Raw genomic sequence first — 25,891 nt, forward strand, 5'->3', positions numbered from 1 at the left:
CGGATCATCAGTTCAGGATCAATCGATGGACGCCCAATCCACGCAGCAACTTCAAGCCTGCGCAGCGATACTGGCTTTGCTTTGGAACATGGCGGTGTCAGCCTTGAAAATCAAATCGTCGAGGTCTTCACCATCTTCCGGATACCACGCCACCCCTAGGCTGGCGCTAACCTTGATCTGGCTGTTTTCCCATGGAATGGGCAAGGCGACGGCTTCGCAGATTCTACCTGTGATGCGCTGAATATCGCTTTTGTGATGCGCGCCATCGAGCAGCACGATGAATTCATCACCGCCCATGCGCGCAGCTATTTCGAACTCGCAAATATTGGATTTGATCGCCGAGGCTGCGTGGATCAGCATGGCATCGCCCGCCTGATGACCATAACGATCATTGATCTGCTTGAAGTGGTTCAAGTCGATATAGAACAGGGCCAGATGCTCTCCACGATTCTTTGCGTCGAGCAGCCTCTGACTAGCGAAGGGAATAAAACTATTGCGATTGGGTAAGCCAGTCAGGCTGTCATAGAAAGCCAGCTTGTGTACTTCCTCTTCGGCGAGTTTGCGCAACTTGATCTCGTTGCGTAGATGGCGCTGGGCATTCAACAAAACCAGAGCGAATATCAGGACAAGCACGGAGCCGATGCTGATCAGCACAATGGTCTTGCGCAGCCGCTCGACGAGTTGCGGCGGGTTGGGATCGTAAATGAAGTTTTCCAGACCGGCGATATTCTCTACCATGCCAAGTTCGAGGAAAGTTTCAGCCATACGTTGCCAGCGCCCTGGGTTCATATGACCGATCTCGATCAAGTCAGATACGACCAGCGGACGCATGGCCTGAGCTTCGAATTGCAAGTGCGCGCGACTTTTATCCACCGAATACTGGTCGAGCAGCAGGTCTATGATTTGCTCGGGGTTATCCATCGCGTAACGCCAGCCGCGCAGGGTAGCGCGGCGGAAGGCCTCGACCCGCTGTGGATTTTCGTCAATCTCGGCCTGGCTGGTGAACAGGATGTCGCTGTAGAAATCGATCCCGTAGGTGGCGGGCGAGATGATGTTGTATTCCACGCCCCGCTGTTGCAGGTAGAAGGGCTCGTTGGTCAGGTACGAGTTGAACGCCGTCACTTTACCGCTGGCCAGATCCCCGATTTGAAAACTGCTGGGTAGCAGTTGTAGTTTTTCGAGGGGTATACCCTCGCTACGGAACATCGCCAGAAAATCGGCATCTGTCTGCGCATCCATCAGCATCACCGGCTTGCCGATCAGGTCGTGCACGGTGCGAACACCTTGGTCTGTGCGAGCCACGAGCACAGAAGGTGAGTGCTGAAAAATCACCGCCAGCGCGACCAAGGGCTTGCCATGCAGGCGTGCGTAGAGCAATTCACTATTGGCTTCGCCGTATTGGGCACGCCCGGAGAGCACTTCTTCGACCGGTGTGACATTAGGGCCACCTTCGTGCAAGCGCACGTCCAGCCCTTCTTCGCGGTAATAGCCCTGGGCGATGGCGGCATAGTAGCCCGCGAACTGGAACTGATGCTTCCAACGCAGCTGTACATCAATCACCTGCGCAGCACCATTCTGTTGAGTGACCGGACTCGCCCACGCAGCCTGAGCCGTGAGCAGCACAAAACACAGCAGTCGACGCAGCCGAACCAACAGAAGTCTCTCCGGCCGGTTGACCACGTTAGAACAGCAACAGAGGCTGGGCATCGTGAGAGTCCGTGAATCGCGCTCGTGGTTGAGCGTGCAAGGCGGGGCGCGATATTGTGACATCACTCATGTGGGGCCAGCAATCGCGCGCCACGCCGCAAGCGGCCGCTATCCTCGCTTGCGGCGTGGCTGGCGTTTGCTTCCCTGGAACAGACAGCTCCCGGCCAAAAGCTGCCATTTCCAGATGGACAGCTCTTGGCCGAAAGCTGCGGGACCAGGCAGGCCGCCTTCGGCCAAAAGCAAACTGTCTTCCTGCGGTGGGTAGTCCAAAAGCCTGTCGACTACCTTTGCGTACATCTCTGCATTTCCTAAGCCCAAAGGCTAGCTAGCCTGATCATCTTTTTTCAAGGATATGGCAGAGGAACAGCCGCTTCGCGAGCCGGCGAGGCACTTCTGCTTCTCCACGTAAGCTCTATCAAGACAGTCCGGCTTGATGATGAAAAACACAACATACATGCGCTATTCGTCAACCTAGCACTACATGTTGTATTTTTCCGTTTCAATGCTACCTTTTACTAGGTAGGCAACCCACTAGTAGAGGTGTTCCATGGCAGGTAAAAATCAGCACGTCGTCAAACGTGATGAAGGCTGGGCGGTTCGGGGTGAGGGCAATACTAAAGATACCTCCCACCATCGGACTCAAAAGGAAGCTGCTGACGCAGCTCGTCAGATAGCTCAAAACCAAAAAAGCGAAGTGCTCATCCACGGCCGGGACAACCTGATCCGTGAACGTGACTCCTATGGTAACGATCCACATCCTCCCAAGGGCTGATTACGATCTCACAGCGCCTCCGGAAGGAGGCACATCTAGGGCTTCAATAAGGTATTCGGTATGAAGATCGTAACGATGGTTCACGTGCACCTGAATCGAATCGGCTCTACCCGTGGCGGGTTTGGAAGTCATAAGCGACTGACCACCTATGCAGAAGCATCGGATGCAGAAATCGAAACTCTTCGAGATCTAGTGATTTCGATTGCCGAACAAAATGGTGAGGCACCTGGGTCTCTGAACGACCTTCGCCATGAACGGCAAAGCGGCCACCCTGCTCAGGTTAAGGTCTTCAACATTCATGCGCCCAGCACTTCATTCAGCGAGCCCTATGCATATTGCGAGGCCTTTCCAGCGCTCAAGGCTGACAATCGGATCTTCAAGCTAGAAGAACTGCCAAGCTGAGGTACGAAGGGGTCGTTGTTGCTTATTCCCTCCCGCCTGCTGGCCGCACTCAATTCTTTAGGAAAGCTTGCGCCCGATTCGGAACAAAGCGTCTTCCAGCCACTGGTTGAAAGCACCCTGCGACGCTGGAATCAGCAGTTTTCTTTCCTCAATGTTTTTCTCACTGCGGTGCGGCAGGGACATCGACGATCCAGGGGTGGTCGGGGGCTCTTCGTAGACTTGGTGAGAAATTCCGTAGATCCCCAGCTGGAACCAGCCTCCGTTACCTCGGCTAATCAAACTAAAAGCTTCTTCTGCAAAGCGTTTTAGTCGGCTGGGCGAGATGTAATAGGAGGAAAAATATTCGCCGCCTTTTTCTGGGGCTGCCAGAGGAATAGAGAGCCAGCTCATCCCATTATCGTGATGCCGCCAAGAGGCCCCCTCCGCATCTAGGCCGGTGATGTCTCCCTCGTTAAATGACTTGTAGCCATCCTTGATGGAAACCAAACCCGCCTTAGAAAGCTTAAGGAAGAATTCATCGTGCTGGGTGTGCATGGAGCGCAACGTACCCGAGAGAATGGGCTGCGGCAGAAACACGAGCTCTAGTCGGTCTTCACGAGGCCGGCTATTCCAATTTCGGCTGCTGCTACGATTCTGCAGGTGCTGAACGAACTCCTGTTCGGAAATGGCGCTGCGACTGGCTGCAAGCTGGCTCAGCCCTTGGATGATTTTGTCTGAGAGATCGCGATCACCTGTGAAGGTGGAACGGAAAAGGCCGTCGACGTAATCGGAAACCTCCCAGTGAAAGCGCTTTTGATCATCCTCGACCGGAACCTCTTCCAAAAAAGCCAGGATGGGTTTATTGGCAGCCTTGGCGCGATGGAACTCCTGCTGAGTGACGGACTCACCTGTGTAGGTTTTGAAGCCGAAGTCCGCGCCAAGAATCAGCACCATTACGTCGGCCTGGTCAACCTCAGTCATGCATGCGACTTCAGAGGAATAGGGTCTTGCACCAAAATCCTCACACATCACTGGGGTGTGCCCCAATAGAGAAACTGCTTTTTTGGCGGCCGCACGGTAGTGCTCAAAATTGCGTACTACAGAGCTGATAAACACGTTCATAGCAGTCCTCATCACAAATAGGCCACATCTGATTCGCTTCATCATACCGGGCGCTTTACTCGAAGTGACAGCTTCCGAAAAAATAGCCGCTGAATAGTCTCCCGATTTTGTAGATTCTGACTGCTTCTGGCCGATTGTGTTGGAAAAGCCGCTCCGCTCAAACTGCCCTGATATTGACCGGGAAAAATGCAACTTTTGCACGTTGCTACGTGAAATCTCGTCATGAGTGATCTCTCTTCCCTCGACAAAACGATCGGGCAAGTATCACTACAACCATCTACCACCCCGGCAAACAGCCGACTGCCTAGATTCCCTCCCCATTGCCATCGGCCTTTCCCGGTCGTGCAGACTCTGGAGCGTGAACCATGACCATCGGATCCACCTACGACTACCCTGCCCTCATCGCCAAGCGGTTGCCACCCGATGAGCCCTCTGCATGGCGAGGCCGTTTTCCCAGTCCGCCGGACCTGTGTTTCAACTACAGAAAGCTGGTTGAGCACGAATTTGGCATCGCCACCGCCACTCAGCCCGACTACAAAATCTGCATCGTCGGCGCCGGTGTCACGGGTTTGGCCACCGCTCGGGAATTGCTTCGCTGCGGGTTCAACAACGTGACCTTGCTGGAACAATCCCATCGCATCGGCGGCCGACACTTGTCAGTGCTCAATTCCGGTCAATCCCCGCTAATCGGCGCTACGCCCTTCGAAATGGGCGCCATGCGCATGCCCATGTTCAACCGAGCGGACGAGCCGCCGCTGGAAGGTCAGTCGTTACTGGCTTACTACTGCAAGCTTTTTGACCTGCGGCTATCTGACTTCCCTAACCCAGGCACACAGCATGTCAGCAGCACTGGCATTTACCTGCGCGAAGTTTTGCTGGAGGGGCAGTCGGAACCGCAAATGCTGATTTGGAAAAATCCAAAGGGTGACACGCCACCCCCAACAGAAAAGCTTCAACAGGTGTATGCCAAGTGGCGCCACTTTGCTGACCAGATGACTCGCCAAGTCGCACAGGCTTACGGCACACCACAATGGGTGTCCATGTGGGCCGCCATCGTCGCGCGTTATCAGTGTTTGTCCTTTCGTGACCTGGTGAGTTTGGCCAGTCAGGCATGGCATGCCGATGCCCCCGGAGACTTTGGCGGGCTGGGCATGAGTGCTGAAGAGTCCACCATTTTCTATTCCATCGGTATAGGAGATGGCAGTTGGGGCGCATTTTATGACGTCTGTTGCCTCTACCCCTTACGCACGGCGATTTTTGGTTTCAGCAGCCAGTTACAACTGGTGCATGGACGTACCGACAACAACGGCAATCCTGTTCCATCGCCCTACCTGGGCACCGCCACGCTTGAAGACTGCAATGGGCTGAACTTTGATCCGCCACGCTATCTTGGCCTTACGGCGCTGGATGAGTGCCTGTTATTTACGCCAGCCAAGGTCAATGGTCTTTCGTTCTACGGCTACTGTCGACAGCGCGGTAAAGGTTTCCTGACTGACAGTTCAGTGACCCGATTGACCAAGCTTGAAAACGGCCAGATTCGCGTGACCTACGACTGGAATGCCAGCAATCCCAGCGGCAAATCCGAGCGCCATGAAGACTTCGACGCCGTGATCATGACCCTGCCCTCCTGGATCATCGAAACCCACATCCAGTTGGAGAACTTCAGCCAGGCAATGCTGCCGTACGCCATCACCAACGCCTACAAAACCGCGCATTGGGAAACCAGTTGCAAGGTCTATGCACCGTTGAAAAAGAGCTTCCTGTCGAAAAACAAAAAGATCCCTCAGATCATGGTCACCGACAGTTTTATCCACGACGTGTACACCTATCGCTACCACGACGCCTATCCCTATGACTGCATTCTGCTCAGTTACACCTGGGAAGACGACGCTACAAAACTGGCCTCTTTCGACGATCAAGCGCTCGTCAAAAAATGCGTCGCCGAACTCGACCGCATCCTGTTGCGGTCCTCCAATGTCAAAACGCCGATTTCCCCCTACATCGCCACCCAGAACGCTGTCGTTCAACGCTGGATGACCGACAAAAATGCACTGGGCTGCGCAAAACTCTACCGTGCCGGCACTAACTCCGACGCGGTCAGCCTGCTGAAGTACAACCGCGATTACGCTCACGTGTCCGGACTCTATCTGTCGGGGGAATCGTTCTCCGTCGATGCCGGTTGGACCGAACCCTGTCTGCGCGGCGCAATCGACGCAGTCATTCACCTCTGCAACAACACCCGTGCCAACTTCAATGGTGGCTTTACCCTGGACGACTACCCCATCTACCACGCCCAAGCTTTACGGCAAGAACCTACACATCTAGCGGAAACAGACTACTGACGAGCACACCAAAAAGACCTCCTACTTAAGCATCCGCCTACCGCAGCGGAGCCATAACAATAAAAAGAGGTCATGAACCATGAACGAAGCTACCAGTCTTGCCCGCGTCGCTGTTGTGCAATTCGATCCGCAAGTCGGCACTCAAAATCGCCAATCCAACCTCGACACCAGCCTCAGCCTGGCCCTGCAAGCCGTGAACAACGGGGCCAATCTGATTGTGCTGCCGGAGCTGGCCAATACCGGTTACCTGTTCAGCAATCGCCAGGATGCCTTCGAGCATGCCGAAGCCGTTCCGGAGGGGCCGAGCACACGGGCCTGGATGGACTTTGCGCGAAACCATCAGGTCTACCTGGTTGCCGGCCTTGCCGAACGCGAAGGCATGCAACTGTTCGACACCGCCGTGCTGTTGGGTCCGGATGGCCTGATCGGCAAGTACCGCAAGGCGCACCTCTGGAACAAGGAAAAGCTCTGGTTCACTCCTGGCAATCTGGGCTTTCCGGTGTTTGAAACGCCCATCGGCCGCATCGGTTTGCTGATCTGCTGGGACATCTGGTTTCCCGAAGTCCCACGCATCCTGACCCAGCAAGGCGCCGATATTATTTGCAGCCTGAACAACTGGGTATGGACCCCACCACCGTTGTTCGACGAAGCCGGAAAATGCATGGCCTCGTACCTGACTATGACCGCCGCCCACGTTAACAATGTGTTCATTGCCGCTGCCAATCGGATTGGTGAGGAGCATGGCGGGCGTTACCTGGGTTGTTCACTGATTGCCGGCACCAACGGCTGGCCCATCGGCAAGGTCGCGTCGCCCAGTGAGCAGGCGATTTTGTACGCGGATATCGACCTGTCCAGCGCACGCAGTGCGCCGATCTGGAATGACCTGAACGACCTGCAGCGTGACCGCCGCGTTGATCTGTATGACGGCATGCTCGGCTATTGCCAGCACCCGTGCCTGCCGCGCTGATGGGGCTACGATCATGGACTCAATTTCTGCAAATCCGTCATCGGGCGCGGCGGCTCGTTATCTGGTGATTTTGCTTGCGATGACAGTCGCCGCGCTCGGGCTGATCGCCGCCTTGTCGGTGCTGTATTCAGCCTCCGCAGCGGCTTACTGGCCGGGCTACAACGACATGGTGACCAGCCTGCCCTCACCCACCGCCTGGTTGCGTTGGGTCGTCGGCGATATCAGTGAAGTGGCGTTTTATAAACACGAGTTTGCCTCCGTGGGATTGCTGCTGGGCGGAGCTTTCGGTTATTGGACCAGTCGTTATGCCCAGGGCTGGCAGGGTTTCAGCATCGCCTATGGCACGGGGCTGTGGCCTTGGCTGGTGACCAGTTCACTGCTTGGGTTGTTGCTGAGTAATGCGTTGTGGGGCTGGACGGTGACGGCCGAGTCCTGGCAGCCCACCTTTGCGGCGTTTGTGTCGTTGCCGGCGGCGATGGTGTTGCTATTTGGCGGTGGGTGGAAGGTTACGCTGAATGGTGCCGTACTGGGTGCGGTTCTGGTGACGCCGAGTTGCCTGTTGTTCGTGAATTACCTGTGTATCCCGATGGGATTGCCGGTGGTGATCGGCAATGTGCTGGGCATGGCGCTGGGTAGTGTGGTGGCGTTTTTCCTATGCCGGGCGTTTCCGATTCTGGTCAGCCGCGGGCCTGAGAGCACGATCAGTAGCCCTCCTCCGACGGCCGTTAACACTTCGGATTACGGCATACGCTGGACATTGCGGCGGGTGTTGGCGGATTTTTCTGAAGCGCCGTTTTTTGGCAATGAGTGGGCGAGCCTGGGCTTGATCATAGGGGTTTTCCTCGCTTACGCATTGAATCCCCTGAGCCCGGCGTATGGATCAGGCTGGTTGCCGCAGTTGGTCGCAGGCCAGGCACTGACTTCGTTGCTGGGTATTCTGTTATGGAGGCGGCAGTGGCAAAAGCGTGGGTGGTATCCGACCTATGTGCCGTTGGTGTCGGTGGTGCCTGCGGCGGTTTTAGTGCATGGCGGTAGCCCGTTCGTCATAGTGGGCAGCGCTTTGCTGGGAGCATTGATTGCGCCACCACTGGCTTGTGCCATTGCTGGGCGATTGCCGAAGTGGATGCATCCATATATTGGCAATGTGCTGGCGATGGCTACTAGTACGGCGCTGATCGTGCCAGTGACAGGTTTTCTCGCAACCAATTAACTCCAAGACAATGGCGGGCTTTTTCATAAGCTCGCCTGTCGTTAGTTTTCATATGAGGGAAGGATTCAAGATAGTTCAACTTTCCGATCACCTGCTCAGCCAACCGCTTGGCTCCACCATCAGAAATGTCGGATACTGCCATTGCGCCAGCACCCATCTTTCAAGGTTGAAATGACTCATGGCAAGGAAGAAAGCAAAGAACTCAGGTGGCACCGGCATACTTATAGTTTTTGCTCTGGCATTCAGTGCCCTCGCTGCTATACCCAAAAATGCTTGGATAGCTGTCGGCGTCATAGCGGGTATCGGCACGATTATGTGGCTGCTGGCCGAACGCGGTAAACGTCGACTCAGTCAGCTTCAAGCATCGGCGGCGAAGAATACCCACCCGCAAAAACCACAAGGTTTGGGCGTAACCTTCTCCATGCGTGAAGTCTCGACGAGCAATAAGGACATTGAGGAAAGTCCCGATTTTTATACTGTGCAACTCGGCTCTCCCGCTGCCAACACCTTTAAAATCCCAAGTATCAGCTCACAGAAGGCCGATGCCCGCTGGGTGCCTGCTGGCGAAGTCGTCGAAGTTGCAGGCTTCTCCCTTCCTGGCGGCATGTTTTATATGGGGAATACGCTCGGTAGCAGCCATGATGCGCAAGAGCCTTCACTGATCAACCCAAAACTTCGGATTGCCAAGAACTACGTCGACCTCAACGAGCGACTGATGTCTTATTGGCCGAGTTTTCACTCCATCACACCGCAGGCGCGACGCGGATACCTCCAATGGCTCGCAGGTGGGCGTAATGATCCGTTGGCGGACACCGGCTATGTATTTTTGTTTTTTTACGGTTTGGAGCGTCGAGCCCTCATTGATCCCATTTACGATTCAAAGGTGAATAATGAGGTTCCTCTTATAGTCGACGAAGTCCGGCGCCTACTGAGTATTTATAGAGGAAATGGGTCATTCCGAGGCTATGCAGAAGGTTTTCTTGACTACCTGGGCAACCGCGCTGTTGACGCGAATCTCTACCTTGGCCTGCCACCTAGCGTGGCCGAGCACAGCTACGAAATGCCTCTGCCGCTGCGCATTGGTTTAGGTCAGCACGCGTCCAATAAGCATCCGCTGAATGCCGATTGGGCACTGGCATGGGCGATGGCCGACCCCAACATCAGTAAACGTACTCCAGTCATACGCTGCAAAGATGTGTTTTCACGCCTGTTCAAGCTCAAGTACGAAAACGCTTATCCTGCGGGCCTGACACTGGCTCAGAACAAAACCAAGCTCAAGGCCAGCTATCGCCCTGCCTCTGCCGTAATAAAGACCCCCACGCTTACCCTGGGGGATCTGCCTGACGTCATGGCAACCTCGGGCACACGTAAAATTTTGCAACTGCTGGTCGAGCAATGCACCAGCGAAGTTGAACCCTACAGCCGTTTCCTGGGAAGAAATCCTGAAAGCGCAGAGGCTCTTGAGGCGCTCCTGCAACTTCCTGTCCCGCTCTGGCCGAAGGCAGCCCACGACGAATTGGATGAGTTGCAGTCCAGAATTGGTGACGACCTGATCGTCATGAGTTTTGGAGAACTCGCAGGGCGCTTTAAAAGCGCGGGCGCATTGTCTCGAGACAAAGTAATCGCTCTGGCCCGCGCATTGGAGTCGCTGCGTATCGGAATGGAACCCGACGTACTGGGTGGTAGCAAGACGCCAAAAGCGGAGGACCGGATTGCGCTGTTTGTAACCCAGCCTGAAGATGGATCACTCCGTGCGTCTGCTGCATACAACGCTGCATCGGTAACCCTTGATTTGGCCAGTGCGGTGGCTTCGGCCGACGGTGATACCTCCAACGAAGAAATCACACTGCTTGCTCAGCATATCGACTCATGGAGTCACTTGAGCGGTGCCCATCGCAAACGCCTCAAAGCACATCTGCAAATCCAACTCCAGCAACCGCCCACGCTCGCCAGCCTAAAGAAAAAGCTCGATCCCTTGCCCGTCGATGCAAAACGCACCATTGCCGGCTTCCTCGCTCATCTGGCGCAAGCCGATGGCATCGTGAGCCCTGCGGAAGTGAAGTTGCTGGAGCGTGTGTATAAGGCACTGCAATTGGATAGCCAGTTGCTTTACAGCGACCTCCATGGGGCAGCAGCCGGTGTGGGTATTGCCGTGACGCCTGCCTCCAATGACCCATCAGCCGAACCCGGCGCGCGGCCTGCCTCATCTTCGAAACTAGGTTTCGTCCTTGATCATGATCGGATTGCACAGCTTCAGCGGGAGACGGCGGAAGTCTCCGCCCTCCTCGCCAAGGTTTTCACTGAGGATCAGGTTGAGGAGGCGGAGCGGCCGACTGAAAGCGCTGAACCGAATTCCGAGTCGAGCGCAGACGTGCCTGGGCTTGACCTGGAACACTCGGCCTTCCTCCGTTTGTTGATCTCTCGCCCGGAATGGAGCCGCGCAGAACTGGAAACTGCTGCCAGCGACATGGAGCTGATGCTTGATGGCGCTCTGGAACAAATCAACGACATGGCTTTTGAACGATTCGACATGCCCGTCACAGAAGGCGACGACCCGGTCGAGATAAACACTGACATCCTGGAAGAGTTAGCCCTATGAGCACTATCAGAGCCAAGGATCGCGATGCGGTCATTCAATCGTTACGCGCGGGCGTAGTGCCACGTGTTGGTCAGCACCTGATTCAGGTTGGCCGTGTAGGTGAGCTTGATGCACTGATCAAGGATGTCGAACGTCTGGTGGAGAGCGGATCAGCGTTTCGGGTGGTGATAGGCGAGTACGGCGCAGGTAAAACGTTCTTTCTCAACCTGGTTCGTGCTATCGCCATGGAACGAAAACTCGTGACCATGCATGCCGACTTGAACCCTGACCGGCGGTTGCACGCCACTGGGGGGCAAGCACGCTCGCTTTACTCCGAACTGGCCAAGAACATGTCAACGCGCACAAAGCCTGACGGTGGTGCCATGCAAGGCATCGTAGAGAAATTCATCTCCCAGGCAAAAACAGAAGCCAAGGCAGCAGGTACCGACAGCGAGACAGTTATTCGTAAGCACTTGGCCGAGTTGACCGAGATGGTCAATGGGTACGACTTTGCCGAGGTGATCGCTGCCTATTGCCGCGGCTTTGAGGAAGGCAATGAGCAACTGAAGGCTGACGCCATTCGTTGGCTGCGCGGAGAATTCACCACCAAAACCGATGCCCGTGCTGCCTTGGGCGTGCGGACTATCATTGATGACGCCTCCGTCTACGACCAGCTCAAGTTGCTTTCCAGATTCGTCAGGCTCGCAGGGTTCGGTGGCCTGATGATCTGCCTCGACGAACTGGTTAACCTCTACAAACTGGCGAATACGCAGGCTCGTAATGCCAACTACGAACAGATCCTCCGAATCCTCAATGACTCACTGCAAGGGTCATCTGAAGGACTGGGGTTCGTCTTGGGCGGCACGCCCGAGTTTTTGATGGACACACGCCGAGGGTTATTCAGCTATCCAGCCCTGCAGTCGCGACTGGCAGAGAACTCGTTTGCCAAAACCGGTTTGGTGGATCTTTCAGGCCCGGTCATTCGCCTTACCAGCCTTACCCCTGAGGACTTCTACGTTCTGCTTCAAAAGCTCCGCCACGTATATGCTGGAGGCGATGCTGAGAAATATTTGCTGCCTGACGAAGCGCTTCCTCTGTTTATGGCGCACTGCAACCAACGTCTAGGGGAAGCCTACTTCCGCACACCGCGCACCACGATCACAGCATTCATCAATCTACTGGCCATCCTGGAGCAAAACCCAGGGACCGATTGGCGAACACTACTAGGGGCAGTCGAGATCGCCAAGGATTCCGGCAGTGAGGACGATATGAAGGTCGATGCGGACGATGAACTTGCCTCCTTCACACTCTGATTCATCAGGCTTCGAACAGCTAGAGCCCAGAATACAGCGCTGGATTTGGGCCGAAGGTTGGACCTCCCTCCGTGACGCCCAAGAATGGGCTGTGCCTGTTCTGGTGCACGCCGATCAGGATGTCATCATCGCCGCAGCAACAGCCGCTGGCAAAACCGAAGCCGCCTTCCTGCCCATTCTGACGAATCTGCTCAATAACGATGATCCGCCTGGTGCGGTGCTGTACATCAGCCCGCTCAAGGCCTTGATCAACGATCAATGGGACAGATTAAGCCGACTCTGTGAGCAGCTTGAGATCCCTGTAGTCGCTTGGCACGGAGATGTCTCTTCCAGCAAAAAACACCGCTTTCTCAAATCATCTGAGGGAGTGCTGCTGATCACTCCCGAATCCCTTGAAGCACTGTTCGTCAATCGTGGCTCAAGTCTCGGCGGGGTATTCCAATACCTGCGCTATATCGTCGTGGACGAACTACACGCGTTCATCGGCAGTGAGCGAGGCAAACAGCTTCAGTCATTGATGCACAGGGTAGAACTCGCCGCAGGGAGGCGCCTCCCCAGGGTCGGGCTATCAGCCACCCTCGGTGATATGAGGATGGCGTCAGCGTTTTTGCGCCCAGGTAATGCCGATAACGTTACCGTGATTGAATCGAAAAACGCTAACCAGACACTTCAGGTGCAAGTTCGTGGCTACATTCAGCCGCCGATGAGTGAGCTTAAAAAGAAACCTGCTCAACCCAATGAGCAGGAGGGGAATGAAGACGAAACGGAAAACGAGGCAAGCCCTGACTTTGCGATCGCTGAGCATCTCTACAAGGTGCTACGCGGCAGCAATAACCTGATTTTCCCGAATAGTCGCTCCCAGGTTGAATGGTACGCAGACCAGCTGCGCCGACGATGCGAGAAAGACGGCGTGCCCAACGAGTTCTGGCCTCATCACGGCAGTCTCTCGAAAGACCTGCGAGAGCAAGCTGAACATGCATTAAAGGCGGGCGACCGGCCAGCATCGGCCATTTGCACTACAACACTTGAACTCGGAATAGACATCGGCAGTATCAAAACGGTAGTGCAAATTGGTGCCCCACCCTCCGTGGCAAGTCTGCGTCAACGGTTAGGACGTTCCGGCAGACGTCCGGGAGAGAAAGCAACGTTACGCGTTTACTGTAAAGAATCACCGCTCACGGATAAATCCGGCTTATCTGACCAATTACGCCAAGGATTGGTACAAACCATTGCGATGGTTCGACTGCTGACCAAAGGTTGGTTTGAACCTCCCAGAGCACAGGGCATTCATGCCTCCACCTTGGTTCAGCAATGCCTTTCCATCATTGCTCAATGCGGCGGCGCTTCGGCTGCCGACCTATGGAAAAACTTGATTGCTGAAGGCGCATTTCAAGGTATTGAAAAGCCGGACTTTGTGAAACTACTCAAATCTCTGGGTGAGCACGAATTGATCGTCCAGGACAGCTCAGGGTTGCTGCTGCCTGGAACAGTAGGCGAGCGCATGGTCAATCACTATGAGTTCTACAGCGCATTCACCAGTGATGAAGAATTCCGTCTGGTATGCGACGGTAAAGCCTTGGGCTCGGTCCCCGTGAGCCGTCCGCTGACCAAAGACCAACGCATTATCTTCGGCGGCCGTCGATGGCAGGTGCGTGATGTTGACCTGCAGGCCAAGGTCATCATCGTGTCAGCCGCACGAGGAGGGGCGCCTCCTCAGTTCGATGGCTTGGGCGCAATGGTGCATGACGCCGTACGTGAGGAGATGCGAGCAGTCTTGGCGGACTCCAGCCCCTGCCCTTTTATCGATCAAGGTGCCAAAGCTTTACTCGACGAGGCTCGAAAAACTTTTGCCTTATTGGGGCTTGGAGAGCGGTACCTTATCGAGTCGAGTGGGAAATGTTATTTGATCAGTTGGTTGGGGGATTACGCTAATGATGCACTGCGCCTGCTGCTCAATCATGTAGGTTTATCTTGTGATAACTCGGGTCTAGCTATAGAAATCGACGCGAGCATTGATCAGGCAAGAAATGCACTTGCGGATGTGGGCAGTCTGGATCCAAGCGATCTCGACTCGATACTTTCAGATGTGGAGAACATGTTGCGCGAAAAATGGGATTGGACGTTGCCAGAGACGCTGCTTATGAAATCTTTCGCATCCATATCGCTCGATATTTCAAACGCAGTACTTTTTGCCAAAAAGCAGCAAGGTAAATAGAAAAGTCATACATAGGCTGGCGATACCCACCGTGGATGGGGGCCGTTCTATCTCTAGTCCTCAGCCACTGCCACAAGTCAATCACCCGGAAAGTCGCTGGAAGCGGAGGATGAACTTACATGTACCTATAACTGACATATTGCCCAGCACTGGCTTTGCGCGAGCGGGCTCATTGTGCCTTAAGCAGCCCCTCAAAATCCGAAGCCTGAATCTCCGAAGCCCCACTCAACATATCCCGCGCCAACGCTCGCCGCTTACTTAACAACTCATCCAGCGTCGCTTCAAACGTCGGCATCGCCGCATCCCGAACCGTCGGATAGTACACGTACACATCCTTCTCCTGCCCAATCCGATAGGCCCGATCCGTCGCTTGATCTTCCTTGGCGGGGTTCCAGCAACGAGTGAAGTGAATGACGTGGTTGGCCGCTTGTACATTCACCCCAAAACCGACGGCGATGGTCGACAGGATGATGACTGCGAAACCAGGTTGCTCCTGGAACTGGTCGATCAACCTCTGTCGACTATTTGCGCTCTGACTGCTGGTACTGGTATCGCCATTGATCACAGTCGCCCGAAACCCGAAATGCTCCTGGATCGAGTGCTGCAACTCCCGCTGGATATCACGCAACTCGGTAAAGACAATAACCTTGTCACCGTTGCCAGCTCTTTTGATCGACTCAAGCGTCTGCATCAACCACTGCAGTTTCGGCGAGTTGTCGCGCAGTCGTTTGTCTGGCTGAACACTGTAAGGATGAGCGCAAATGAGCTTGAGCTTGTGCAGCAATCCGAGCATGCCAGATGTCTTTTGATCGAGCTGTTCTTCGATCTGCTGTTTCTGGCTGTACGCAGCTATTTCGGACAGGTAAAGATTGCGCTGCAAGGTATGCATGCCAAGGGAACGGCATGCTGTGTCTTCTATTTTGGCCGGCAGGTCTTTGGCAATGTCCTGCTTGGTCCGACGCAAAGTCTGTGGGTCGATAAGCCCGCGCAGGCGCTCCAGCGCAACCGTATCACGCTCCAATGCGGCTTCGATTGGGCGCTGATATTCACGACCGAACTGGTTCAGTCCCCCCAGAAAACCTGGCTGAATGAAGTCGAACAAACACCAGAGATCGATCAGGGTGTTCTCAACAGGCGTACCGGTGCACGCCACCCGAAATCTCGCCGGAATAGCTTTGATCGCCTGAGTGACGAGGGCAGCAGGGTTCTTCAGTTTCTGCGCTTCGTCGCACACGACGATCGACCATTGCTGGCGCGCCAGGGAAAACTCCTGATCGCGCAGTGTCTCGTAAGTCGTCAGGACGATTCGGGCGCCGCCCATCCAACCTGGGCGCAGCAAATTCTTGATGCCTTTGGCTTTCAAGTCCGTAGGGATTTCTTCTTTCTTGAACTTCACTGCACTCAAGGCTGAGCCATACAGCTTAAGTACTGGCAGCGCGTCAGCGAAAAAGAACCGGTGAAGCTCCCGCTCCCAGTTATCGAGCAACGAGACTGGGGCGACGATCAGTGTCGGCTTGGCCTGTGGGTACTTTTCCAGGTACCAGACCAAGAAAGTCAGCAACTGGATCGTTTTCCCTAGCCCCATGTCATCAGCGAGCAAGCAGCCTGACACGTCTGATGGGGACAAACGGAACAAGTGCTGCAGCCACGCCACGCCTTGAAGCTGATGCTCACGCAGGACGACTTCAGGCTTGAGCAAACCGGGCAACTCTGGGACTGCGTCCAAAGCGGCGCGCAGGGCTGCCTGACGAATTTGAACGTAGGTCGGTTCGTCAATGTTGTGGCCGATTTGCAGTACAGCGCGGCCCACCTTTTCCTGTTGCTGGACCAGACTGGTCTCGACAGGGGCGATCTTCCTCGACCAGGCAGCAAACAGTTGCTCGGCGACGGCAATCGAGAGCGGTGTTTCGGACTCTGGCAGACAGACCGTTTCATCACCGGCAGCGCGAGCTTCGTCCAGTCGCTGCTCAAACGCTTCAAATTGAGCACGGTCGGAAGGGTCCCAACGTCCAAGAACTTCTGCGTCAACGCCCAATGCCGCCACATCCTTCGGCAACCAGTTCTCGGTCGCCTCTTTGACGAGGAAAGGCGAAGTAATTTTTTCCGCCTCCCCGATGCCCGTCACACGGTCGCCATAAAGAGACAGGTCCAGGACGGAGTCGAACTCGATACCCGCTGCTTCATTTTGCCAACGCTTAAGCAGGTCGTTGATACCTGCCAGCTGGCGTAAATCAAAATCACTGAGTTCCAGCTCATAGCCCTGCCAGAAGCCTGCAGGCATGCCAGCGGCCAATTTCAGCTGTAACTCATGCACGAACGGTGCGAGCTCATAAGCTGCATTGAATTCAACTTCGATGGGCGGCTGCGGGGTTGGCGAGATCGGTTCGAGGGTCAGTTTTACCTGCTCAATGTGCTGTCCCGCTTCATCCAGTTTGGGCTCCAGATGAAAGCGATGAAAGAAAATCCCGGCCTCGACCAGCTCGTCCTCATAGCTCTGCGCATCCAGCACTTGTGCGGCACTATCGCCGAGAGCGCTGTAAGGGTTGCGGACGAAGGAAAGTGCATCGTCCCCAGCGACCCGACGGCCAGGCAACGAGCGCACATAGTCCAGTACAGATTTGACTTCAGGCTCAATCAGGACGTGGGTCAACGATCCATCATCGCTGGTCACCCGGTATCGATCCTGAACCTGATTGGCACCGTCGAAACTCACAAGCCAGTTTGCCGGCTGGCCTTCGAAGCTTGGTTCCAGCTCGATAACCGGCGTATTTCCGACCGTTGATTTTCGCGGGTTCAGCCGCAGGCTTTCGGGTTTGATAACGACGGTCTTATCCAAAAAACCATCCATACCTGCACCAGCCTTGCGCGCCAATTTCCTGATGCTGGCCCAGCCAATCTGGTTATTCACTTCACCCGGCTCATTTTGTTGAGCCAGATAGAGTTGGCGCACCGCACCGGTCAGTTTCCAGGACGACTCAGGCAGAATTTCCATTGTTCCGTGGTACTGAACGACGGCGCCCGTACGCTGCACCTGCACATTTGCGTTGGACTGCGGGTCACGCCATCCACTGACAGCGACCTTGAAGTCGTCGGAGGCAAGACTGCCCTGGCTGCTCAGTTGAGGGATGAGAGTTGTCTGTGGCGGTAACCCCAAAAGCGGCAGACTTGATAAATGCTCCGGCTCATCAAGCAGCCGATAGAGTTCATCCCACGTCAGAAGCCAGCGATCGCTCAGTTGGGAGACGAACTCCTCCTCTTCCAACTGATCCAGATAGCTTGCCAGCGGCCAGGACTCTGCGTTTTCCGCCAAGCTCAAGGAATAACAAATGCCCTGCTCTTCAATTGAAAAAGCAGGTTCAGTATTTTCTACCGGCGAACTCGGCTGCAGGCCAATCCCCTTTAGGAAACGCTTGAGCATTACTGCCTCCAGAACCGGAGTGGCTGGTGATTGACGGGCTTGAAGCCCAGGCGTTGGAGCGCAGCAACGGCGGCCAGGTCGTTGTTGTCAAGCTGGACCTGAAATGCACCGCCGCGTGCGCTCTGGTCATAGACTTTGTGTTTGACCGACTTCAGGGCGACACGGACTTGGTCTTCAAAAGCCATGGGGTTGGATGCCCCTGGAGTGCCGGCCTGACTCTGCACGCGAATGCCCAGTTTTCCGAGAGAGTCGTCAAACTTGAGAAGCCACCCTTCTATTCGAGTTGGTTTACTAGGTGCCGGCGTATGCAGCATTCGAGCCTTCGCACGATGAGGCTGCTTCAACTCAGAGGTCAGCTCAAGTTGAAACTTATCCGGATCGAAGGGCGATTTGTCGGATTCGTACACAAAACAAGCATTGCCGGTCCCGGAAAACTCAACAAAGAAATAGTTTCCGATCTGCATGACAACAGCGTTGTTGCGGCTGGAACCCCCGACCAAACGACTCAAGCGCCCTTTGTTCTTCTCACGGAAATGAACGAAGTCCCGTCCGCCGTCATTCCACGCATCCGCCCCCATAACAATTCTGGTGTAGCTCATTTGGTTGGCAAATCGCAGCCAATAGTGCAGACGCGATTGATCAACCTCGGTGTCTCCCTTCAACAGGTTGAAGAAGTGCTCCAGATCCTCCTTCGCGAACCACGCCACGACCATCGCGCAGACGTCTTTTTCAACATACTGCAGCCAGCTGTTTTGCCTGGAGCGGATCTGAGGGCTGCCCCAATTGTCGAGTGCTACCTGTTTGAGCAGCGACGACGGGGTTTCTCGATAGGCTGCCAAGTGATAACGCGACAGACATGCACTCAGAATGTCGTTCATGTACCGCGGATGCTGTCGACCGATATCGACAAGGTCGGCTAAGCGCCGAGAAAACTCTGCGTCATCCAACAGGAAAATACGAGAGATCAATACGTTAAAGATTCTGCGCCACAGCCAACTGCTGTCCGGGATCTGCGCGATCGTCTGCAATGCTGAAAGGTCGCTGATTTCACCCTTGAACATCTTGTCACCAAGCCTGGCACCTGCCTGCTCGGAAAAAAGTTCCTGATGTTGCTGGACGATATGTACCCATTCCTTCTCGCGTTTTTGCTGACCTCTGACGCAATCGAAGCCAAGCTGAACGTCTGCCCGCAACAGACACCAATTGGCGTTCTTATCAGGCGTGGCGGCCTCGTACCCAAAGTAGCTAAAGCACAGTGCCAACCAATCTCGACGGCTTAGCCTCCGTTTTTCGATACGGTGATGGATTTCTTTGTGCACTCGGTCAAAGAGCTGATCATCGTCCAGTATCGGCACGACTCCCTCACTCTTGTCCGAAAGACCGGCAAAAACCAAACGCCATTCTGAGGCGTTGAGTGGGAGTATATTGCGGAATTTGCTTATCGCTACGCGACGCTTTTCCTGAGGTGGCGGCAAAGCCTTTTCAGCGCGTTCGAATCTTTCGTAAAGATCAATTCCCGCAGCACCCAGACGGGGGAATCGCGCCAACGGTTCAGGCGCAGGCCCCACTCGATGCGTGGAAAGACTCAGGTTAATAGCGGCGGAAAGCCTCGCGATTGGGCTGGTCATCGATTCATCGCCAACTGACACTTTTCCATATCAGTATTATTGAACACCGGCACGTCTGGCTTGAGGTTGTCTTCCTTTTCCTTCAAGCCGAAGAACTGCATGCGCAACTCCACTCGCCGGCTTTCTTCCTTAGTGTCCTTAGCATTGTTGAACGACACACCGCCCGCCAAGAACATCGATCTGATTTGCTGTTGGTGCTCCGGCGACAAGCCGACTTGGAGCGGGCTGCGGCTATCGAGCAGGCTGCACATCACCCACTCTGAACGCTGCAGTGAAAGGTGCAGGTTATAAAGATAGGAGCCGTCGGTGTCTGTCGATCCTTCGATCACAACCTGCTTGAACCACTTCCGGCCTTCTTCACTGTTAGCCGCATCCAGAATCATCGGCACAACTTCTTGAAGTGCCGACTGGCCATCGTTGCTCAGCGCGTATTGGTTATGCCCAAAGCGGCCAGCATCACCGAAGCTAATTCGGTTGTCTTTGCAGTCCACGACGATGGTCTTGCTAGCAGTCTTCGCCTTAAGGCTCAGGTGCTCGCAGATCTGACTGATGTCCTTATTACGCTGCTTCTCCCCCTGCTCCGCCTGGTTAATACGCTGTGTCACGGAACTCAAAGCCGCCACCATGACCACGAGAAACAGAATCATCATCGCGGTCATCAAATCAGCGAAGGATATCCAGAAAGGCTTCTCTCCCTCGTCTTTTGAACGGGCAGCCGAAGGCATTTGCTTACCAAACATCGACTAGCCTCCGTTACTGCCTGATTCGTTCCATGATGTCGCCGAAGTCTTCGAGACTTTCCTTGACCCCCTCTACACCACCAGCGAGGCTCTTCACTGCTTTATCGAGCTCGGCATCCAGACTACCTAGGGTTTGCCTCAACACTCGATCCATGCCATCACCGAACTCTTTGAAGCCGTTACCCAGCACACCGCTGATGTTTTCCAGGTATTCATACACTTCACGGTTAAGCGCCTGCATCCGCTCGCTTTGAGCCTTCAGGTCCTGGAGATACTGGCTGCGACCGCTGGCCTCCCCTTGCGCACATGCGACAACGCCTTCGATGACCGCGAGAGTCTTCGCCAACGCTTCACGATTGTTTCGATAGTCCGCGACCACGGTGTTCAACTCACGTGATGCCTGTGCAAGTTCAGTACCTGCGCCCTGAACTGTGCCCATCAGCCCCGCAGTCGACTCACTGGCTCGTGCAACGCTTTGTCCGGCCGTTTCAAACCGCTCAGCCGCCGCCCGCATCTTGTCTGCGCCTAGCTGCATGCTCTGCAAATGCTGCTCTGTTTGGGCACTCAATGCCTTAACGGTGTCCTGTGCAGACTGCTGTTGCTCTGACACTGTTTGCAGCAACGCCTTGACCTGTTCGTCAAGACCGCCCACCAAGTCACGGGTGCCTTGATGCAGGTCAGCCTGTGCAGCGCGGGTGGTTTGATCCATCTGCTGCTGGCCGTGCTCCAATTGTTTGAAGACTGCCGAGAGTTGCTCACCCAGCACCTCAACGGAGCCTGCAATTTTCGCCATGGTTTCCTGTTGACCCTGGCCGATGTTCTGCTTGATCGACTCCACAAAAGCCTGGAGATTCTCAGCCATTGCCAGTTGGCGAGCCTCGCTTTGAGCAAACAACTTCTCCAATTGCTCGGCCATTCGAGCGCCTGCCCCCTCCCCTTCGTTGCCGATACGGGCAACCGAAGCCTGGAGATTGGCGAGCATCTCGTTCATCCCCGCTTGCATGGCGTTCTGTCCGGCCTGCATATCGGAGAGTAACTGAGCGATCATAGTCGAGCTGTTTTGGGTCGAGGACTCGCTGGCCGAACGCATATCTTGGATCAGCGTCGAAAAGCCTTGCTGCATCGACTGCATGGCGGCAACGGACTGACCAATCAGTTCGTGTAGACCGTTGAACTGTTGGCCGAACGTACCTTCCAGCTTGTTCATGAAGGCAACTAAAACATCCTGAAGAAGGTTTTGTACTTGCCCTGACTGGTCACCACTGACCGCCTGAACCGCACCCGCGATAGCTTCAAGGGGGGATTTGAGACTGTTCTCAATCGCACTGCTTACCTGATCGGCCAACAATTGCCCAGAATCACGGTAAGTCGTTGACAAAGTATCCGCTAATTTGAGGCTTTCGCGGACTTGGGTATCAACGAGGTTCTGCAGCATTTCCCGCAGATCGGTTACCAGGCTGTCCTTGAGCTGACGGGTTTGCACGGAGCTTTCAGCACTTGAGCGTACAAGCTCAGCTAGGTATTCCTCTCCCACACCACTATCAAAAAGCCCATCAATGGTTTCGTTGAACGTTTCAAGGAGCTTATAGCATTGGCCTAGGCGCCACTTCTCAGTAATCGTAACGACTATAGAAGCCATAATTGAGATAAAGGAGCCGATGAACGCAAACAATACGTCCTTGAGCAGCTTATCTACGCTGGCATTGACCTGCTCCGGGGTGCTTGGATCAAAATGTTGCAGGCCTAGCATCAAACCAAAGAAGGTTCCGACAATACCAATGCCGGTCAAAATGCCAGGTAAGTGTTTATAAAATTCGGTCCCCAGCGGTGTATCGACCACGCTTTGAGGTGAGAAAAAGTGCGCAGCCCCGGCGGTTGAGCGCGATCGGACAAGGACCTGTTCACCGTCCTGCAGCTCAAACTGATCATGCAGCGTTTCAGCGTACTCGTGCCAGGAGTGCTCCAAATTGCTTCCATTGAACAGTTGCTCCAGTTCAGAGCGCCGTTGAGGTGCGGCGAAAGCTTTCACGTCCCGCACGCGTTTAGTCAGAATTTTCAGCTGATTGCTAAGCTTGAAGGATCTACAAAAATAACGGACGAAATACCAAGCGCATAAAATGAAAACAAAACCGACTACAATTTTTGGTGCAATCAATTGCTCGGAGCTCGCTGCATCCCAAAGATGCAGCAGCGTCGAAAAATCCATACTTTCCGCCTTCAATTAAGCAATTTTGATGTTCGGGGCCCGCGTCACGCCAACAGCAATGCGTCGATCGTCAAACCCGATGCAGAGAGAAACCACATCGGACTCAACAATATTTTCGGGGCACAACGATCTCGGAATGGAAAGATGGCTGCTTCACTTCGGCCGATCAGAGACCATCCGTGGACAAAAAAATAAAATCATGTCCTTATGCCAGCACCTTAGCCTGAGCCTTGGCAACCGTAAAGCCAGAGATGATCGATGGGGCGCTAATCCTCAAGACTCGCTGCATTTGTTCGAGGCAACTTGAAGTATTTGTGCTGGGTTCATCGGCTCGATGACTGCCCGCTTTATACCCCGTCGGGCAGCGCCGCCTTCAAATCAAGTGTCTTGGCCGAAAATTATTGCTGCTGCTCTTCCAAGAGTCATAAGCCCGCACGCGAGGGTAAGACGCCCTCAATGTCTTAATCTGAGTATTCAATGCGCTGGGGGTCAACAGATGGGCGAATTAAGCATCCGAGTCTCTATTGCCGACTGCCCCAGACGGCGTGGATCGGCGACATTTCTGCCCGCGCAACGCCTCACACGCGTGCCAAGCCCCTCAAGAAAAGGTCAGCGCCCGTCGAGCGAGCGGTCCTCGTGAGACACCACCAACTGAACTTCAACGGGCCGATTTTCTGCGTTTGCTGGACTCAGGCCGGGTTTTGGTCTGGAATCACCGTAACCCGCCACAATCACTCGCAGTGATTGCCTCCCGTCCAGGGCCAACACCAACAATTTGCGCTCCTCCCGCGCCCGAGCAGCGGAGAGCGTGTAGTTATCGTCATAGACCGTGCAGTACCGCGCATAATCAGTGACCGGTCGGCTTACCTGCACATTGTCGATATACCCCTCGACCAATACCTGGCCTTGGCCGTAATCGTGAATGAAGGAAGCGACGCGAACGCTCAGTTGCGTGAGCGCCTGCCTGGCCTCATCGGTAATACAGGCGCTTCCATCCATACTAACCGGCACGCACAGACCAAGCAGCAGCAGTATTCAGCTCAACCCCCTCCCCTAACGTAGGCACCCCCTCCAAACGAATCATCAACCGCGTACTAGCCGCCTCCAGATCACCCCGCTCCAGCAAATCCAACCGATTAGCCCAATCCTGCATCATATGCCGCCGCAACTCGACATACTCAGCATGGTTATAGGTAGCACTAGTCTTGTCCGGATCCGCATGCGACAGCTGCGCATCAATCCAAGGCTTGGGATATCCGATTTCATGCAACGCCGTCGACAGCGTCGCCCGGATACCATGCCCCGTCAGCCGGTCTGCATACCCCAACCGATGCAGCGCGAGATTAAGGGTGTTTTCACTGATCCGCAGGCGCAGGTTATTACGACCAGCCAGCAAGTATTTCTGTGCCGGCCGAACCCGCGTCAACAGTTGCCGCACTATCTCAATTGCCTGGGTCGAGAGCGGTACGATGTAGGGCGGGATATCTTGCGCGCGCTTATTTTTCTTGCGCATTTTCAGTTGTAGCTGCTTCACCACCTCGGACGGAATGGTCCACAAACCTCGCTCAAGATCAAACTGACTGGGTGTCGCCCAGCGCAGCTCACCCGTGCGCACGCCGGTCAACAGCAACAGACGTATCCCTAACCGGGTTTGCAGTCCGCCGTAGCCATTCAGGGTATTTAACAACGCGGGGATTTCGGGCATGCGCAGGAAGGGTTGATGGTTCACCGGCGGCTTGGGCAGCGCGACAACATCCAGATCCGTGGCCGGATTTCGGTCCAGCCCCGGAAGCTTGACCATGGCGAAACGAAACAACTGGTTCAACCAGGTTCGGCATTTCTCGGCAGTGGTGAGCGCACCGCGCTGCTCGATATTCGAAAGCACCCTGAGCAAGTCAGGGCGTTGAATTTCGCCGATTGAGCACAACCCCAGAATGGGCATCACGTCTCTGTCAAAGATGCGACGAATTTGCGAGAGGGTGCTTTGACGACCTTCCTTGAGGGTGAGCGCACGATGCGCCAGCCACTGATCGTAGGTGCTTTTGAAGGTGTTTTCTTCGGCCAGTCGATCAGCTTCACGCTTGTTTCGGCGCTGCACCAAGGGATTGATGCCTTGCGCCAGCAACTTGTGCGCTTCGTCCCGCAAAGCACGCGCCTCACGCAAGGTAATTTCGGGATAGGTACCGAGAGACATGCGTTTATGCTTGCCGTGCCAGGCATAGCGAAAGTGCCACGAACGCCCACCTGAAGACCCAACCGCCAGAGAGAGGCCGTCGATATCACCGAGTGTGTAGTCTTTGCCCGTGGGCTTTGCGTGCCGAATGGCCGCGTCTGAAAGAGCCATTTTCTAGCCTCCTGAAGGTTGAATTCAGGGCTAGATGTTCAGCAAATGATTCGCCGGGCTCCGCTGACAATCCGATGTCGTAACCCACCCATTTGATGGACAAGATTATGGACAAAATCAGTCCAGAATCGGGTGGATTTCGATGGAAGTCGAAATAACGAAAAAAGACGCCTAAGCGTCTATTTCGTGGATCCCAGCGCCCAGTGGACATCTGTGGATCTATGTTTGGAGCGGGAAACGAGACTCGAACTCGCGACCCCGACCTTGGCAAGGTCGTGCTCTACCAACTGAGCTATTCCCGCTTGGTGATGCGCATTCTATAGAAATCTCGTAACCGGTCAACCCTTTGATTCAAAAAAGTTTTATTTCTTTTCAACGGTCGTGCGCAGATGAGGCCAGGCAGCACGCAGGTACTGGAGCATGGACCAAAGCGTCAGGCCAGCCGCAATCAGCAGCAAGGCGTAGCCAGTCAGGACCCAGAAAGAGAAGTCCGACGGGTTGGCCAGCAGGATCACCAGCGCAAGCATTTGCGCGGCGGTTTTCCACTTGCCCATGTTGGACACGGCCACATGAGCGCGGGCGCCGATTTCGGCCATCCATTCGCGCAGGGCAGAGACGACGATCTCGCGACCGATGATCACCGCGGCTGGCAGTGTGAGCCACAGGTTGCCGTGTTCCTGCACCAGCAGGACCAAGGCGACAGCCACCATCAGCTTGTCGGCCACCGGGTCGAGGAACGCGCCGAACGGAGTGCTCTGCTCCAGGCGGCGGGCCAGGTAGCCGTCGAGCCAGTCGGTGGCGGCCGCGAAGGCGAACACTGAGCTGGAGGCCGCATAGCTCCATTCGTACGGCAAATAGAACAACAGAATGAAAATCGGGATAAGCAGGACGCGTAGAACGGTGATCAGATTAGGGATATTCATCGGCACAACTGGCTACGAGGTGGAA

Annotated in this window: 16 protein-coding genes, 1 tRNA gene and 1 pseudogene; 8 read left to right on the top strand and 10 right to left on the bottom strand. The window is 54.9% G+C overall.

The genetic code is table 11. From position 1 onward, the window contains the following. Positions 1-51: 51 nt before the first annotated feature. Positions 52-1,707, bottom strand: a complete 1,656-nt coding sequence (locus HX812_RS07615; protein ID WP_235165530.1) for a GGDEF domain-containing protein — start codon at positions 1,705-1,707, stop codon at positions 52-54. Between the two features lie 547 nt (positions 1,708-2,254). Here HX812_RS07615 and HX812_RS07620 point away from each other — a divergent pair. Together HX812_RS07620 and HX812_RS07625 are read left to right on the top strand one after the other, a co-directional pair. After that, entirely contained in the window at positions 2,255-2,479 is a 225-nt protein-coding gene (locus tag HX812_RS07620; RefSeq protein ID WP_017136943.1) for a DUF2188 domain-containing protein, read from the top strand. Between the two features lie 60 nt (positions 2,480-2,539). After that, positions 2,540-2,881 (top strand): hypothetical protein, encoded by a 342-nt coding sequence (locus HX812_RS07625; RefSeq protein ID WP_038851389.1) that lies wholly within the window; start codon positions 2,540-2,542, stop codon positions 2,879-2,881. A 57-nt stretch (positions 2,882-2,938) separates the two neighbouring features. Here the strand turns inward: HX812_RS07625 and HX812_RS07630 are convergent, their stop codons facing one another. Next, on the bottom strand, positions 2,939-3,982 hold the full coding sequence (locus HX812_RS07630) for a DUF4062 domain-containing protein (protein ID WP_080642471.1): 1,044 nt from the start codon (positions 3,980-3,982) through the stop codon (positions 2,939-2,941). 365 nt (positions 3,983-4,347) lie between these two features. Here HX812_RS07630 and HX812_RS07635 point away from each other — a divergent pair, with 365 nt between their 5' ends. The 6 genes from HX812_RS07635 to HX812_RS07660 all read left to right on the top strand — a co-directional run bounded on the left by HX812_RS07635 (position 4,348) and on the right by HX812_RS07660 (position 14,607). After that, positions 4,348-6,324 carry an FAD-dependent oxidoreductase gene (locus tag HX812_RS07635; RefSeq protein WP_050572508.1) on the top strand — a complete coding sequence of 659 codons (1,977 nt, stop codon included), beginning with the start codon at positions 4,348-4,350 and terminating at the stop codon, positions 6,322-6,324. A gap of 79 nt (positions 6,325-6,403) precedes the next feature. Further along, the gene (locus HX812_RS07640) at positions 6,404-7,291 is read left to right on the top strand and encodes a nitrilase family protein (RefSeq protein ID WP_038851388.1); all 888 of its coding nucleotides are present in this window, start codon (positions 6,404-6,406) and stop codon (positions 7,289-7,291) included. Between the two features lie 79 nt (positions 7,292-7,370). After that, on the top strand, positions 7,371-8,501 hold the full coding sequence (locus tag HX812_RS07645; protein WP_152514771.1) for a hypothetical protein: 1,131 nt from the start codon (positions 7,371-7,373) through the stop codon (positions 8,499-8,501). Positions 8,502-8,679: 178 nt separating this feature from the next. After that, a complete protein-coding gene (locus HX812_RS07650; protein ID WP_038851386.1) occupies positions 8,680-11,100 on the top strand; it encodes a TerB N-terminal domain-containing protein in 2,421 nt (806 codons plus the stop codon). After that, entirely contained in the window at positions 11,097-12,392 is a 1,296-nt protein-coding gene (locus HX812_RS07655) for an ATP-binding protein (protein WP_038851385.1), read from the top strand. The genes HX812_RS07650 and HX812_RS07655 overlap by 4 nt, the downstream gene beginning before the upstream one ends. Before the next feature lie 43 nt (positions 12,393-12,435). Further along, positions 12,436-14,607, top strand: coding sequence for a DEAD/DEAH box helicase (locus HX812_RS07660; protein ID WP_038851454.1), 2,172 nt, complete (start codon positions 12,436-12,438; stop codon positions 14,605-14,607). A 169-nt stretch (positions 14,608-14,776) separates the two neighbouring features. Here the strand turns inward: HX812_RS07660 and zorD are convergent, their stop codons facing one another. The 8 genes and pseudogenes from zorD to pgsA form a co-directional block, all read right to left on the bottom strand. Beyond that, positions 14,777-18,025 (bottom strand): type I Zorya anti-phage system protein ZorD, encoded by a 3,249-nt coding sequence (gene zorD / locus HX812_RS07665; protein WP_038851384.1) that lies wholly within the window; start codon positions 18,023-18,025, stop codon positions 14,777-14,779. After that, positions 18,025-19,653: a type I Zorya anti-phage system protein ZorC gene (gene zorC, locus HX812_RS07670; RefSeq protein ID WP_038851382.1), complete on the bottom strand. Its 1,629-nt coding sequence runs from the start codon at positions 19,651-19,653 to the stop codon at positions 18,025-18,027. The genes zorD and zorC overlap by 1 nt, the downstream gene beginning before the upstream one ends. Then, the gene (gene zorB1 / locus HX812_RS07675; protein ID WP_038851380.1) at positions 19,650-20,393 is read right to left on the bottom strand and encodes a type I Zorya anti-phage system protein ZorB1; all 744 of its coding nucleotides are present in this window, start codon (positions 20,391-20,393) and stop codon (positions 19,650-19,652) included. Before zorB1 ends, zorC begins: the two co-directional genes overlap by 4 nt. 13 nt (positions 20,394-20,406) lie before the next feature. Then, on the bottom strand, positions 20,407-22,599 hold the full coding sequence (gene zorA1 / locus HX812_RS07680) for a type I Zorya anti-phage system protein ZorA1 (protein WP_038851377.1): 2,193 nt from the start codon (positions 22,597-22,599) through the stop codon (positions 20,407-20,409). Positions 22,600-23,208: 609 nt separating this feature from the next. Further along, complete coding sequence (locus HX812_RS07685; protein ID WP_235165529.1) at positions 23,209-23,598, bottom strand: OmpA family protein; 390 nt, start codon at positions 23,596-23,598, stop codon at positions 23,209-23,211. 61 nt (positions 23,599-23,659) lie between these two features. Continuing rightward, positions 23,660-24,943: pseudogene (locus HX812_RS07690) on the bottom strand (tyrosine-type recombinase/integrase); the annotation flags it as partial. A gap of 226 nt (positions 24,944-25,169) precedes the next feature. Next, positions 25,170-25,245 (bottom strand) — tRNA-Gly (locus HX812_RS07695). A 60-nt stretch (positions 25,246-25,305) separates the two neighbouring features. After that, complete coding sequence (gene pgsA, locus HX812_RS07700; protein WP_003232771.1) at positions 25,306-25,866, bottom strand: CDP-diacylglycerol--glycerol-3-phosphate 3-phosphatidyltransferase; 561 nt, start codon at positions 25,864-25,866, stop codon at positions 25,306-25,308. Positions 25,867-25,891 lie beyond the last annotated feature (25 nt).

The organism is Pseudomonas sp. IPO3749 (genome assembly GCF_013386605.1).
In the GTDB taxonomy this organism is placed as follows: Bacteria; Pseudomonadota; Gammaproteobacteria; order Pseudomonadales; family Pseudomonadaceae; genus Aquipseudomonas; species Aquipseudomonas azotoformans_A.